At 42.8% G+C, this 13,554-nt stretch carries 12 protein-coding genes; 4 read left to right on the forward strand and 8 right to left on the reverse strand.

What is annotated here, in order from left to right; translation table 11 throughout:
* Window positions 1-110: 110 nt before the first annotated feature.
* From ACVS9P_RS07110 to ACVS9P_RS07120, 3 genes are read right to left on the reverse strand one after another with little or no spacing between them, the layout of a single operon-like run.
* Window positions 111-839: a GltB/FmdC/FwdC-like GXGXG domain-containing protein gene (locus ACVS9P_RS07110; RefSeq protein WP_452104682.1), complete on the reverse strand. Its 729-nt coding sequence runs from the start codon at window positions 837-839 to the stop codon at window positions 111-113.
* A gap of 17 nt (window positions 840-856) precedes the next feature.
* Window positions 857-2,362, reverse strand: a complete 1,506-nt coding sequence (locus ACVS9P_RS07115) for a glutamate synthase-related protein (protein WP_452102892.1) — start codon at window positions 2,360-2,362, stop codon at window positions 857-859.
* A complete protein-coding gene (locus ACVS9P_RS07120; RefSeq protein WP_452102893.1) occupies window positions 2,362-3,456 on the reverse strand; it encodes a class II glutamine amidotransferase in 1,095 nt (364 codons plus the stop codon). The genes ACVS9P_RS07115 and ACVS9P_RS07120 overlap by 1 nt, the downstream gene beginning before the upstream one ends.
* Window positions 3,457-3,959: 503 nt before the next feature.
* On the opposite strand from ACVS9P_RS07120, the gene ACVS9P_RS07125 reads away from it, so the two are divergent.
* Both ACVS9P_RS07125 and ACVS9P_RS07130 read left to right on the forward strand, forming a co-directional pair.
* The gene (locus ACVS9P_RS07125; protein ID WP_452102894.1) at window positions 3,960-6,059 is read left to right on the forward strand and encodes a glutamine synthetase III family protein; all 2,100 of its coding nucleotides are present in this window, start codon (window positions 3,960-3,962) and stop codon (window positions 6,057-6,059) included.
* Between the two features lie 120 nt (window positions 6,060-6,179).
* A complete protein-coding gene (locus tag ACVS9P_RS07130) occupies window positions 6,180-7,952 on the forward strand; it encodes an ammonium transporter (protein WP_452102895.1) in 1,773 nt (590 codons plus the stop codon).
* A 105-nt stretch (window positions 7,953-8,057) separates the two neighbouring features.
* Here ACVS9P_RS07130 and lepB read toward each other — a convergent pair whose 3' ends face one another.
* From lepB to ACVS9P_RS07145, 3 genes are all read right to left on the reverse strand, one after another.
* The gene (gene lepB / locus ACVS9P_RS07135; protein WP_452102896.1) at window positions 8,058-8,585 is read right to left on the reverse strand and encodes a signal peptidase I; all 528 of its coding nucleotides are present in this window, start codon (window positions 8,583-8,585) and stop codon (window positions 8,058-8,060) included.
* A 166-nt stretch (window positions 8,586-8,751) separates the two neighbouring features.
* Window positions 8,752-9,657, reverse strand: coding sequence for a 2-oxo acid dehydrogenase subunit E2 (locus ACVS9P_RS07140; protein ID WP_452102897.1), 906 nt, complete (start codon window positions 9,655-9,657; stop codon window positions 8,752-8,754).
* Window positions 9,658-9,713: 56 nt separating this feature from the next.
* A complete protein-coding gene (locus ACVS9P_RS07145; protein ID WP_452102898.1) occupies window positions 9,714-10,970 on the reverse strand; it encodes a hypothetical protein in 1,257 nt (418 codons plus the stop codon).
* Between the two features lie 172 nt (window positions 10,971-11,142).
* Here ACVS9P_RS07145 and ACVS9P_RS07150 point away from each other — a divergent pair, with 172 nt between their 5' ends.
* Complete coding sequence (locus tag ACVS9P_RS07150) at window positions 11,143-11,769, forward strand: TetR/AcrR family transcriptional regulator (protein WP_452102899.1); 627 nt, start codon at window positions 11,143-11,145, stop codon at window positions 11,767-11,769.
* A 192-nt stretch (window positions 11,770-11,961) separates the two neighbouring features.
* Here the strand turns inward: ACVS9P_RS07150 and ACVS9P_RS07155 are convergent, their stop codons facing one another.
* Window positions 11,962-12,363, reverse strand: a complete 402-nt coding sequence (locus ACVS9P_RS07155) for a tyrosine-type recombinase/integrase (protein ID WP_452102900.1) — start codon at window positions 12,361-12,363, stop codon at window positions 11,962-11,964.
* A gap of 42 nt (window positions 12,364-12,405) precedes the next feature.
* Window positions 12,406-12,816 (reverse strand): tyrosine-type recombinase/integrase, encoded by a 411-nt coding sequence (locus ACVS9P_RS07160; RefSeq protein ID WP_452102901.1) that lies wholly within the window; start codon window positions 12,814-12,816, stop codon window positions 12,406-12,408.
* Between the two features lie 205 nt (window positions 12,817-13,021).
* Between ACVS9P_RS07160 and ACVS9P_RS07165 the strand changes: the two genes are divergently transcribed.
* The gene (locus ACVS9P_RS07165; protein WP_452102902.1) at window positions 13,022-13,492 is read left to right on the forward strand and encodes a phage holin family protein; all 471 of its coding nucleotides are present in this window, start codon (window positions 13,022-13,024) and stop codon (window positions 13,490-13,492) included.
* The last annotated feature ends 62 nt before the right edge of the window (window positions 13,493-13,554 follow it).

Raw genomic sequence — 13,554 nt, forward strand, 5'->3', positions numbered from 1 at the left:
GCCCCTTTAGGATTGCTGTCAGTTAACTAAATTGCTAACTTAACATCAACCACTAAAGGGGTCTTATCATGATGATATTTTTTACTGCCTTGGATTAAAAAACTCTATGATTAATTATTTTGTGTATAAAGCGCTTTATAAGGGTTTGCGGTATTCGGCGTCAAAACATAAAAATTTGCATCCAAAATTTTTTTGAGATCCGCACTAAATAATTTACAATATTCCTCCAAAAGGGGTCGTACTTCTTTTAGATCCTGCTCATCAGCCTTTTTGCTGCACACCTGCGTGGGCAGATCAAAGGGAAGCTCATCCATACGGAGAAACATTTTTCCCCCATGCATGCCGGTTCCACAGAACCTGCCCACTAACGGATAATGATACGGATTATGGATTCCAAGAACCACAATCACACCGCCGGCCTGATACTCTCCGAGAAAGCTTCCGGCGCAGCCGCCAACCACCAGCTTCGGAATTTTATCCTGATATGCTTTCATATGAATACCGGCACGGTAGCCGATGCTGCCCTCCACAAAAATCTTTCCGCCGCGCATAGCATAACCGGTAGCATCTCCGGCATTGCCATGAATCACAACCTCGCCGCCATTCATCGTATCCCCGGTAGCATCCTGCGCATTACCGTCCACCACTATCGTCGCACCATTTAAATAAGCTGCCAGTGCATTTCCGGGAGTTCCATGAAGCACCACATGCTTTGCAGAAAGCCCTGCTCCAACATAACGCTGCCCCAAACAATGATCAACCTCTACATCGGGATCCGCCGCAGAACGAATCAACTCATTCAGTGTCCGAAAATGCATTTGTCTTGCTTCTAACTTCATCAATGCTTTTCTCCTCCTTATTCGCCGGCATGCTTAACGCCCAAGATTTCCAGTTCCTTTTCGTTAAGACCGATTCCTCGAAGCATTAAACGGTTTCCGCGGAGTGCTTCTACAGAATTAATGCCCATGCCGCCCATCATTTCCATCAGTTCATGATTCCAACCGTTTACGAGATTTACAAGCCGTCTGCTGGCTTCATCCGGGTCCAAACGTTTTACCAAGTCCGGTCGCTGGGTCGCAATCCCCCAGTTGCATTTGCCGATCTGACAAGTACGACAGAGGTGACAGCCCATCGCCAAAAGTGCTGCTGTTGCAATATAAACAGCGTCCGCTCCAAGAGCAATGGCTTTGACAACATCTGCAGAGCTGTGAATAGACCCGGAAACGATCAGAGAAATGTTGCCGCGGATTCCCTCCTCCCTTAAACGGCGATCAACTGCCGCAAGCGCAAGTTCAATTGGAATTCCTACGTTATCGCGAATTCTGGTAGGCGCCGCACCGGTTCCGGCACGAAAGCCATCGATTGCAATAATATCCGCGCCGCTTCTTGCAATTCCGCTGGCAATTGCAGCGACATTATGTACTGCCGCAATCTTTACAATGATTGGCTTTTTATATTCGGTCGCCTCTTTTAAAGAGTAAACCAGCTGCCGCAAATCCTCAATCGAATAAATATCGTGGTGCGGAGCGGGAGAAATTGCATCGGTCCCCATCGGAATCATTCTGGTTCGGGAAACATCTTCCACAATTTTACTGCCGGTCAGATGTCCGCCGATTCCAGGTTTTGCACCCTGCCCCATCTTAATTTCAATCGCCGCGCCGGCTTTCAAATAATCCGGATGAACTCCAAACCGTGCGGATGCCACCTGGACGATTGTATTGGCACCATACTGATAAAGGTCCTCATGAAGTCCGCCTTCCCCGGTATTATAAAAAGTTCCCAGTTTCTGCGCAGCCTTCGCCAACGCCTCATGCGCATTATAGCTGATTGCACCGTAACTCATGGCACCAAAAAGAATCGGCATGTTTAATTTTAACTGCGGGGTAGTCTCTGTACAGATAGAACCATTTTTATTACGAACAATTTTTGCAGCTTTTTTACCCAAATAGGTACGCGTTTCCATTGGCTCTCTGAGTGGGTCGATCGAAGGATTCGTTACCTGAGAAGCATTAATGAGCAGCTTATCCCAATAATTCGGATAATCATTTGGAGTTCCCATGCCGGAAAGCAGCATACCGCCACTTTCCGCCTGACGATAGATTTCCGTCATCGCTCTCTGGGACCAGTTATGATTCTCTTTAAATGCCGCGTCGTTTTTAACAATTTTTAGAGCCCTCGTCGGACAAACTGCCACGCATCTCTGGCAATTAACACATTTCATTTCGTCGCTCATCATCAAATGATGCTCTTGATCAAAAGAATGCACTTCATTCGCGCACTGTTCCTCGCAAAGACGGCATCCAATACAGCGCGCTTCATTTCGCACAATCTCATAAGCCGGAAGCTCATAATTGATATTCATCAGCACTCTACCCCCTCATTTAAATGAAAAATCAGCGGTTCACCACCGCGGGGTGCCCAAATCCGGTCAAGGTCCGGTTGAATCTTGCGGATTGCACTTTCCTCACTGGCAATATAGATGGTCTCATCTTTTTCTGCCGCTACAAGCGACCGCAGTTTTAACCGATCATTGAGTGCCATCAGGCCGCCGGAAAAACCTACAAGGATTGAAAACGGTCCGGTGATCAAAAGGCTTGCAAAGGTGTTACGCAAATAAGCAAGCTGGCTTCTCTCAGGTTCCGGCCGATGTTCAATTGTTCCCCAGAATGGTGCCGCAATCACACTGGCAACTTCCTGCATCGTAAGTCCCTGTCTGCGGTTAAGGTAATCAATGATATAGGTGATCACTTCCGTATCGGTGAGAAGATTACATTTATAGCCATACATTTCAATATAGCGTCGATTCGCATCGTAGGAAGAAATCTCCCCATTGTGTACAATACTATAATCGAGCAGTGCAAACGGATGTGCTCCTCCCCACCATCCAGGCGTATTGGTCGGATAACGTCCGTGTGCCGTCCAGCAATATCCGGAATATTCATCCAGACGATAAAACTCTCCTACATCTTCCGGATATCCAACTGCTTTGAAAACGCCCATATTTTTCCCGGAAGAAAAAACATATGCTCCGGGAATCTGGGTATTGATCCGCATGACACAACGAACTACATACTCGCGTTCATCCAACTGGCTTTCCCTTAAACGGGTCGGCAGAGGATTTACAAAATACCGCCAGATCAGTGGCTCATCCGTAATTCTCGGATGACGTCGAATCGGAATCTTTGACAAGTTCACCAAATCAAAATGATGATCTAAAAAGTGTTCACATTCTTCTTTGGCCTTTTGACTGTCATAAAATACGTGGAATGCGTAACTGTCCTTATTTTCCGGATAAATTCCATACCCCGCAAATCCACCGCCTAATCCGTTACTCCGGTCATGCATTAAAGCAATCGAATCAATCATCTTTCCTCCGCTGATTCTACGCCCATCCTTACAAAAAATGCCCGAAATCGCACAACCGGCCGGGATCCGCACCTGACCTTCTTTTTCCATGTCGTTTCCTCCTCGGCCGTTACAATTTTAAGTTTTTAAAAGCAAACGGTCTTCATTTTTTCTCTCGAATAAGAAAATTTTGAAATTGCGTTCTAAAATAAAGTTTTTGTGCAAAACACCTTATTTGTTGTAGTTGCTATTATAGGTCGCTTGGTTTTAAAAGGTCAAGTCCTTTTTAGAAAAATTTGAATTTTTATATTTTAAACTTGCATTAAAAAGTTAATATGTTTATATTTTATGTATCAAAGCACACAAACTTGAATTTGTTAAGTCAATATATTTCATTGCTTTCGCTTGTTTTTAGATCTTTGCAAAAAAGCATTGACATTTGTGCCTCTCTGGTTTATAATTCAAAGCATAACAGCAAAGGCGCTGCGGGTTTTTCCCGCAGCGCCTTTTTTTATGTTTATCCCCGCTGTTTGAGCGCAAGATAGGAGTTTTATCTTTCTATCTTTTCAATTTGTCAAACCGTTTCTTATGATTAAAATCAGGAGGTAAGAACGATGTCAACAAAATGTATTCCCGAATTATTTGGAAAACTGGTGTTCAACGATACCATTATGAAAGCACGTTTGCCCCACACCACTTATAAGGCACTGCGGAAAACGATCGAAGACGGCAAACCATTGGATATCTCCATTGCTGATCCGGTTGCCAATGCAATGAAAGACTGGGCTGTAGAAAATGGCTGTACCCATTTTACCCACTGGTTCCAGCCGATGACCGGCATCACTGCTGAAAAGCACGATAGTTTTATCAGCCCAGAAGCAAATGGAAAAGTCGTTATGGAATTTTCCGGAAAAGAACTGGTCCGTGGCGAACCGGATGCAAGTTCCTTCCCTTCCGGTGGCTTGCGCGCAACTTTTGAAGCTCGCGGCTATACTGCCTGGGATCCTACGAGCTGTGCCTTCATCAAAGGCAACTCACTCTGCATTCCTACCATTTTCTGCAGCTATACAGGAGAAGCACTGGATAAGAAAACCCCTCTGCTGCGTTCTACCGAAGCTCTTAATAAACAGGCTATGCGTATTTTGAAGCTCTTCGGAAACGAAGACGTTACCAGTACGAAAACAACTGTCGGCCCGGAGCAGGAGTATTTTCTGGTCGACCGTGACATGTATAATCAGCGGGAAGATATGGTTTTAACCGGACGTACCCTTTTTGGTGCAATGCCTCCCCGTGGCCAGGAGATGGAAGATCACTATTTCGGCGCAATCAAACCTCGAGTCGCTGCTTTTATGAGCGATTTAAACGATGAGCTGTGGAAACTCGGCATCCTCGCGAAGACCGAGCATAATGAAGTAGCCCCCTCTCAGCACGAAATGGCTCCTATCTTCACAGATACCAATACAGCAACGGATCACAATCAGCTGACAATGGAAATCATGAAAAAAGTTGCAGAAAAACATAACCTTTACTGCCTGCTTCATGAAAAGCCATTTGACGGTGTGAATGGTTCCGGCAAACACAATAACTGGTCTATGTCCACCAATACCGGTGTCAACCTTTTAGAGCCCGGCGATTCTCCTATGGAAAATGCACAGTTTCTGCTCTTCCTTACCGCAGTTATTAAAGCGGTAGATGAATATCAGGATCTTCTGAGAATCTCTGTCGCAACTCCCGGCAATGATCACCGCTTAGGTGCAAACGAAGCACCACCGGCTGTTGTCTCCATGTTCCTTGGCGATGAGCTAACAGAAATTCTGGAAAGTATTGAATCCGGCAAACCTTACAATCCTAAAAATAAAGGAAGCATGGAAGTCGGCGTTACCGTTCTTCCGCATTTTCCAAAAGACTCTACCGACCGGAACCGTACTTCTCCCTTTGCCTTTACCGGCAATAAATTTGAATTCCGGATGCTGGGTTCTTCCCTCTCTGTCTCTGGTCCAAACGTTGTTCTGAACACTGCAGTTGCTGAAGAGCTGGAAGAATTCGCCGATGTTTTGGAAAAAGCATCTGACTTCAGAAAGTCCTTGCACAAATTGATCAAAACCGTCATTAAAGAACACAAACGCATTATCTTTAACGGAGACGGCTACAACGACGCTTGGCTGGAAGAAGCCAAAAAACGCGGTCTGCTGAATCTGCCTACAACAATGGATGCACTCCCGTATTTTGTTGCCGATAAAAACATTAAACTCTTTACAAAGCATAAAGTCTTGACTGAAACAGAAATTCATTCTCGTTATGAAATTCTGGTCGAAAACTATAGCAAGACGCTCAAAATTGAAGCTCTAACAATGATGGATATGACTTCTAAACAGATCCTTCCTGCTGTCTCCGCCTATACAGACAGCATCAGCCTTTCTGCTATGCACAAAAAAGCGGTTAACAGCGCACTTAAATGCACAATGGAAAGCTCCCTGTTGGAAAAACTATCCGATCTGACTGACAAAACTTATGAAGAGCTGTCTGCTTTGAGTGCCGCTGTTGAAAAAGCAGACGCCAAAAAGACAAACAAAGCAACTTCTGATGCTTACTGCAAAGAGGTTCTGCCTGCTATGACATCTTTACGTGAGAGTGTTGACAAAATGGAAATGCTCACTTCGAAAAAATACTGGCCGTTCCCAACTTACAGCGACCTGCTGTTCTATCCGGACTGATGATTCATTAAAACTTAATGCGCACAAAGAGGTGTGTCTGATCGAAATTGCGGATTCGGTCAGGCACACTTCTTTTTCATATCCCCCCTTAGCATACTTATAATAGAGGAGGTAAAATTTATGGATGGTAATACAACTGCAATTTTTTCTGCTGTAAACACCACCTGGGTACTTGTCGGAGCAGCGCTAGTCTTCTTTATGCAGGCTGGGTTTGCAATGGTTGAAACCGGCTTTACCCGCGCAAAAAATGCCGGCAACATCATCATGAAAAACTTGATGGACTTTTGTATCGGTACCCCAATTTACTGGCTCTTAGGTTTTGGCGTTATGTTTGGCGGAATTGCTGCCAGCGGAGATGCCAATCCGATCATGGGATGGTTTGATCCCATGATCGCCTCAAATTTCTATTCTCTGCCAGCCGGAGTGGACAAATGGTCTTATGTAATCTTTCAAACCGTGTTTTGTGCAACTTCTGCGACAATCGTTTCCGGTGCTATGGCAGAACGAACAAAATTTATTTCGTACTGCATTTATTCTGCTTGTATCAGTGCTTTCATCTATCCCATCTCCGGGCACTGGATTTGGGGCGGAGGCTGGCTGGCGCAGCTCGGATTTCATGATTTTGCCGGTTCCACTGCTGTTCACATGGTCGGCGGCATCTGTGCACTGATCGGTGCAAAAATTCTTGGACCCCGTATCGGCAAATACGACAAAGATGGAAAGCCAAAAGCAATTCTTGGCCACAGTTTGACCCTTGGCGCTCTTGGCTGCTTTATTCTTTGGTTCTGCTGGTTCGGATTTAACGGTGCTTCCACCGTAGGGATGCTCAGCGCCGACGGCAATACACTCTCTGCTGCCCCGGCAGCTTCTGCTGGCCATATCTTTATGACAACAAATTTGGCTGCTGCCGTTTCTACCTGCACTGTTATGATCATTACCTGGGTCCGTTATAAAAAGCCTGATATTTCGATGACACTAAACGGCTGCCTAGCTGGTTTAGTCGCAATCACCGCAGGGTGTGATTTAGTCGATCCTTTTGGCGCTGCTATGATCGGTCTGATTGCTGGATTTGTCGTAGTTTTTGGCATTGAATTTATTGACAAACAGCTAAAGATTGATGATCCGGTTGGTGCAGTCGGCGTCCATTGTCTGTGCGGCGCAAGCGGTACCATTCTCACTGGTCTTTTCGCAACGAAAAAAGGCCTATTCTATGGCGGCGGCGCAGAATTTCTTGGCATCCAGCTCCTCGGCGTAATTTCCGTAGCAATTTTTGTTTCTATCATGATTACCATTGTGTTCCAGATTCTAAAACATACCATTGGACTGCGCTGCAGCAAAGAAGAAGAGCTTCGTGGTCTCGATATCACCGAGCACGGCATCGCTTCTTCCTATGCAGACTTTATGCCGATGGCTCCAACCGTTCTGGATGGAATCAGCAATGGTGACGTCTCTCTTGATACCGCGTTCAACTCTTCCGTAGAACATGCCTTCTCTGTAGCGCATATGCCTGCTCCCAAAGTTTCCAGCAGACCGAGCGCTAAAATGACAAAAGTCACGATTCTTTTTAATGAAGAAAAAGTAGAAGCCATGAAGAATGCTATGAACCGTCTCGGCGTGATGGGCATGACCTTCACAAAAGTCATGGGATGCGGCACACAAAAAGGCCATGCAGAATTCTACCGCGGTGTAAGAATTGAGGATGTCGCTCTCCATCCAAAAGTACAGCTTGATATCGTCGTCTCTGCCGTTCCGGTAGATACGGTAATTGAAACTGCAAAAAAGACGCTCTATACAGGTCACATCGGTGACGGCAAGATTTTTGTTTACGACGTTGAAAATGTCGTAAAGGTTCGTACCGGCGAAACCGGATATGACGCTCTACAGGGTGACTAAACATAATTATAAGAGAAAATCTTTTGGATCAATCTCCTCCTGATAATGGAAAAGCCCGGGTGAATTTCACCCGGGCTTTTCCTATTTTTACAGATGCTATTTTAGTTATGAAACTGAACCAAATCGATCGAACGGGAAAAATCGAAATACCGCTTTTCCCATAATTGCCGAAGCGTCTACAGGGCCAATCATGCGGCTATCGGCTGAATTATTTCGATTATCCCCCATCAAAAAGATCTTACCTTCCGGAACCGTCATCTGAACATTATATCCGCTCCATACCGCTTCTTTCACATAGGGTTCATTAAGCTGTTCCCCATTGACAGTAACCGTACCATTTCGAACCATAATCCGATCCCCCGGAAGTGCGATCACTCTCTTAATGAGGTTCTCATTAAGCGGGTTTTTGCTGTTGCACACTATAACGTCTCCGCGCTGTGGTGTGTAATTAAGCTCCCAAAGAATGACCATATCATTATTATAAAAGGTGTTTTCCATACTTCTTCCGTCTACTCTGCTGGGTCTTGCCACAAATTGGCAAAATAGTAATGTAATAGCAATCGTCAGCAAAATCGTACGCAGCCAGCTGAAAATTTCCTTTTTAAGACCGTCATTTTTTTCTTGTTGTTCCATATAATTCCCCCTTCTTCATTTAGGGATAAGAATTATTATACCATGGTTCAAAAGCTTCTTCAAGGATCATCTCATTTTAATCCTGATGGTTTATAACTGAATTTTTTGAAATAAAACAATTATATCGTTTATCGTGTTTTAAAGGAAAAATAAAAGCAGCTATTTTTTACCACTGATAAATTACATCCGGTTTTGCGAAAATCTCGTCAAGCCTTTTTAAAAACGGAATAATAGAACTAAAATCAACTGCTCTATGGTCAAATACTAAACACATCGGGAGTATCTTTCTAATACCGATTCCTTTGTTCCCATCTTCTTGCATATATACGCCCGGCCGCTCCTGAATAGATCCGATCCCAACCGCAAAAACCTGTGGGGGTACAATTTCCAGCAGTGCAAAGGCACCTTTTTGCTCTTTATATAGAGGGCCTATATTTGAGACCGTTACGGTGCCGGACATGATATCTTTCTCTGTCAAACGTTCCTTTTCCGGTATCTTATAATAATCTTCTTTTTCCTTGCCCTTCAGTCCTTTTACCCTATGTCTGGTAATTTGAGTCGCAATAATTCTTCTTATGATCGTCAAATGAAATTTCTTTAATTCATTCACTGTATCAGCGAATGCAGCTCTATATAGCATTTCCTCTATATTTGTTTTTTCTATTCTTTTGGCTAGGTTTAACATATAATCAGCAATTTCATTAAGCGACAGCTTTCCAATGTTAGGGATCGCTGGAGGGATCATTTTACCATCAGATAAAAGCCACGGTATTGAAATATTGATTTCATCAAGAATATGTGTCGAGCCTTCGGCTTTCTTGTAATTATATTTTATATAGGAATTCAATTCCGGTGATGCTAATAACCCCTCAGCAACCACTTTCAGCATAATTGTGTTAAACGTAATTTTATGTCCAAGGCCTTTTCTTTTTTCGGCAAGTTTTAAAAAGTCATTATAAAAGTCAGTAATATCAGGCTCATATACATACGACACATGTGGTACGTTCTTCCATGAAAGTGAAGTCATGTGTGCGACTGTTCTTCTCTGCAGGTTAAATATCTCAGAATCCATGAAAATCCCCCTTAGGTGAACCAAATTTGAGGTTCTGTCTTTCTTGGAGGCTTCCCTCAATCTATGCTTTGTAATTCTCGCATGAAATCATCCAGAAAGTCAATGATTATTTTTTGGTCGTTCTGTGTTCCATATAGATTCACGCATAATGTTGCTTGATTATCAAATGTGGTAAGTGAAACTTGAAAGTTTGGATTGTATTTGATAGAGCCCGTCATATAAGCATTCATCATTTTAGTACTGCCGAAAGCAAGGCGATTTTTATCCAAGATTCCAATATTCGTAAAAGCGACCGGAGGATTTGAAAAATATTTTTTCAAGAGGTCATAAGCAATTTTGTAAGGAAGCACAGTAAAAATCTTTTCTAAGAGGGCAATATTTTTAATACATCCCAGATTATTTTTTTGTGCATCCATTTCTTTTTTAACTTTGAAAAGCGTACTTTCAAAACTGTCTCCCAAATCCGGACCAACATAGCAGCAGAGGTTTGACATTAAATTGCAAACCCCTCCCGCTTTATGCTCTGGAAGAAATCTTCTTAAATCAATGGCACAGGGCAATGGGGCTGTATCTCCGAAAAAGCGGAAAAGCACCCGCAGAAGAGCAGTCATCATGATGTCATTGATGCTGGCTTGATGGTTTTTCGCATAGCTTTTCAAGGGCAAAAACTGTTGGCGCGAAATTTTTCTAATTTCAATAAAGGGGTTGGAAAGGTCCCCTTCAAAATCAAATTTTTGATCTCCATGCGGGTTTAACTGAGCTTTGGAACAATAGATTTTCATTCGGTCTCTCAGAGAATGTGCTTTTAAAATTTGTCGAACGCTTCGATCCTCAATCATAGAGCTAATACGAACTTGTTTCTGATTTTCCAAACAGGTATAAGTTGCCGCGAGCTGATAAAGAATTTCTTTAAAACCGGCAGCATCGCATAACATATGGTTCATTAGAACACAAATAGTATCCGTCTTTCCTTCTCTTATCACGCCGATCTTCATCTGGGGACCTTTTTCTAAATTAAGTTCCTGACAAAGAAACTTTTGAACAGCAAAACTGGAGTCTTCCGTTTCGATAAGAGATACCATCTGATCCGACATATAGCCATAATCCACCCATACAGGACGATGCGGATAGGTATCTTTAAAGCCACAGCAAATCAAAGGAAAAGCATCTGCCAAAAAATCAACGGCTTGCTTTACCCATTTGTAATTGAGTTCATCTGAAAACTCTGCGGCAAAATGAAGAACATGATTGTTGATATGTTTTACCTCAAACAAATTCTGGAGAATATCCCACGCTTCCACATGATATTTCATTCTATTTTTCCCCTTTGCAAAATGACTAGTATAATATAAATTCGAATCACTATTCGAATTTATATTATAGCTCATCTGCATACAGTGTCAATATTTTTTGAATGCTCATTCGAAATAATTGACAGGCATACTGTTGCATTGTAAAATGAACCTAGATAGGAGAAATATTACGATGGACAAAAAAAGAATCACCAGTAAATTTAAGCAGACCCGCAGCACCAACACCAGGCAAGCCATAGTGGAAGCAGCTGAATCATGCTTTTGTCAAAAAGGATATTTTGAAACATCTGTGAAAGAACTGGCAACTGTTGCAAAATTATCGATTGGAAGCTTTTATTTTTATTTTAAAGACAAAGATGAACTTTTAATGGAAGTTTATCGAAACCAGAACGAGCGGTTTATTCAAACAATCAGCAATTCGCTCCATAAAACCGCACAATATAAGGCAGACAAGAAAGCTTGGCTTCGTGAATTTATTTTGGATTTGCTCCAAACTTATGGAAAATCGGCAAAAATGAGGTCTGAACTAAGAGTTCTCAATTATGAGAATCCCAAGATTGCTCTGCAAAAAAGGCTAATTTCTGAGCAAACATTAAGCCATATTATGAAGTCTATTGAAAATTCGCCTATGATCAACGACCTAAAGGTGAAAAATTCACGGATTGCGATTCTGATGGTTACCGACATCGTGAATTTCACCTATGACCGTATTGCCGGCGAAAACGAATGCCAAGAAGAGAATAAAGATGATATCATTGAAGAATGCTTTGACATCGTCTATAAATATTTGTTTTTGTAATGTGAATGTTTTTCACATTAACTTTATAATTAGGACTATTTTTTAACTGTACTTTTTTATATTTTATCGTTATTTTGCGTGTCCTTTCGTTAAAACAAGGTGTAAAAAGCCGCACCAGAATGCCAACAAATGGCTATCTGATGCGGTTTTTGTTTGGCGGTCCATCTAGGACTCAAACCCAGCACCAACCGGTTATGAGCCGGTAAGTAAATCTCTGGGAACCCGCATCAAGACTGATTTTGTTAAAATGTCTGACTTGCATGGACCTTCCAAATCCTCTTTGGGGTCCAGATAATCATCGAGCCGGTTCATGAATTTCCGCTTGTAAATTTTGTCGAGATGAGTATAAATTGCGAGTGTTGTTTTTATATCAGCATGTCCTAGTTGATCCCGAGCAGTAGGCACGTCTACCCCGGCCAAATAAAGTAACGTTGCGAATGTATGCCGTAACCAATGCGGCGTAATGTTTGGAATTAGCAAAGGAAGTTTACCTTGTTTTTTTCTATCTTTGTTCTTTTTGTTTGCCGCAAGCTTTTTCACGCGACCTTCAAATCCGTATTTTACATTGAGATCAACAAGATAACTTTTCCACATAGATTTCCATGCTTCATTGGTAAACATTTTTCCGGAAGCGGTTCAGCAGACAAGCAGATTAATTGGTTGTACACTGGGAAACTGGGCAAGATGATCCTGCCAGAGTGGATCCAAAAAATCAGCAAGCCGCTGTGGAATATCAACTGTACGATTCCCCACTTTTGTCTTGGGCGCTTTAACACGGAGCTTGTCCTCTATCATCTCGACAGACTTGTTTACCCATATTGTTTTATTTTTAAGATCAATATTATCCCAAGTTAAAGCAATAAGTTCCCCACGGCGTAACCCTGCATACATCATAATCATTGCGGCCCTCTGTGCCCTATGCGGCGTGTCTATAATCCATTGTTGTTCTTTATCCGTTAAAGCCCTTCTAAAGTTTTGAGGGGCATTACGCGGAATCCTTACGGAAACCCCTGGATTGTATTCCATCACACGCGCATCGATGACCATATTAAATATTTGTTCTGCGGTACCTTTAAGAGCAATAAGTGTCTTTTTTGCCGTGGGGCGTTTGGTACGACATGGAGGATGCAGACGGATATAAATGCAACAACGAATTTCCGTCTAATGATCAGCTTCAGTCCATCTGTGATATCTTCTGCAGTGCTACACATCCAGCACCGCGCCAAACAGCGAAGCAATTCTAGCAGGAAACATGCTCAAAAATCATGGCGTCATTACATACATCGCAGAAGATGCCGCAAGCCCGTACCTTTTGGACAATAGAATGTGCTGGGTAAACGATGGAGATATCCGCGGACAGTATAACGAAGACTCCGCCCCTACGCCAGCTACTATTGGAATCGGTGACAGCGTCAAGGTACAGTCCGGCGTTTGCGATTATAATGGCAACAGCATTGCAAAAAAGGTTTGCATGTGGCTTTTAGTAGCAGTCGGTGCTGTCCTTGACTGGCTCCTTTCTTATGCAGGAGATAAACTTGGTATGACTATTCATCTTCCGATGCTGATCGCGTCACTCGTGGCTGTTTGGCTTATTTGTAACGAATTAATTAGTATCTTAGAAAATATCGGAGTACCGCTTCCTGGTTTCTTAGGTCGGCTAGTCTCGATGCTTAAAAGCAAGGTCGATTCTCAGGTACCGGACAATTCCAGCGATCAAAAGTAATATCAATACATAAATCGATCCCCCAGCTATCCTAAAGGATGGCTGGGGGATTTTTTGTTGTT

Source organism: Caproicibacterium sp. NSD3, assembly GCF_053613275.1.

Excerpts from the sequence above, each read along its gene's own strand:
- ACVS9P_RS07110 (WP_452104682.1), bottom strand. The coding sequence starts at position 839 with ATGAAGTTAGAAGCAAGACAAATGCATTTTCGGACACTGAATGAGTTG.
- ACVS9P_RS07115 (WP_452102892.1), bottom strand. The coding sequence starts at position 2,362 with ATGAATATCAATTATGAGCTTCCGGCTTATGAGATTGTGCGAAATGAA.
- ACVS9P_RS07120 (WP_452102893.1), bottom strand. The coding sequence starts at position 3,456 with ATGGAAAAAGAAGGTCAGGTGCGGATCCCGGCCGGTTGTGCGATTTCG.
- ACVS9P_RS07125 (WP_452102894.1), top strand. The coding sequence starts at position 3,960 with ATGTCAACAAAATGTATTCCCGAATTATTTGGAAAACTGGTGTTCAAC.
- ACVS9P_RS07130 (WP_452102895.1), top strand. The coding sequence starts at position 6,180 with ATGGATGGTAATACAACTGCAATTTTTTCTGCTGTAAACACCACCTGG.
- lepB (WP_452102896.1), bottom strand. The coding sequence starts at position 8,585 with ATGGAACAACAAGAAAAAAATGACGGTCTTAAAAAGGAAATTTTCAGC.
- ACVS9P_RS07140 (WP_452102897.1), bottom strand. The coding sequence starts at position 9,657 with ATGGATTCTGAGATATTTAACCTGCAGAGAAGAACAGTCGCACACATG.
- ACVS9P_RS07145 (WP_452102898.1), bottom strand. The coding sequence starts at position 10,970 with ATGAAATATCATGTGGAAGCGTGGGATATTCTCCAGAATTTGTTTGAG.
- ACVS9P_RS07150 (WP_452102899.1), top strand. The coding sequence starts at position 11,143 with ATGGACAAAAAAAGAATCACCAGTAAATTTAAGCAGACCCGCAGCACC.
- ACVS9P_RS07155 (WP_452102900.1), bottom strand. The coding sequence starts at position 12,363 with ATGTGGAAAAGTTATCTTGTTGATCTCAATGTAAAATACGGATTTGAA.
- ACVS9P_RS07160 (WP_452102901.1), bottom strand. The coding sequence starts at position 12,816 with ATGGTCATCGATGCGCGTGTGATGGAATACAATCCAGGGGTTTCCGTA.
- ACVS9P_RS07165 (WP_452102902.1), top strand. The coding sequence starts at position 13,022 with ATGCTCAAAAATCATGGCGTCATTACATACATCGCAGAAGATGCCGCA.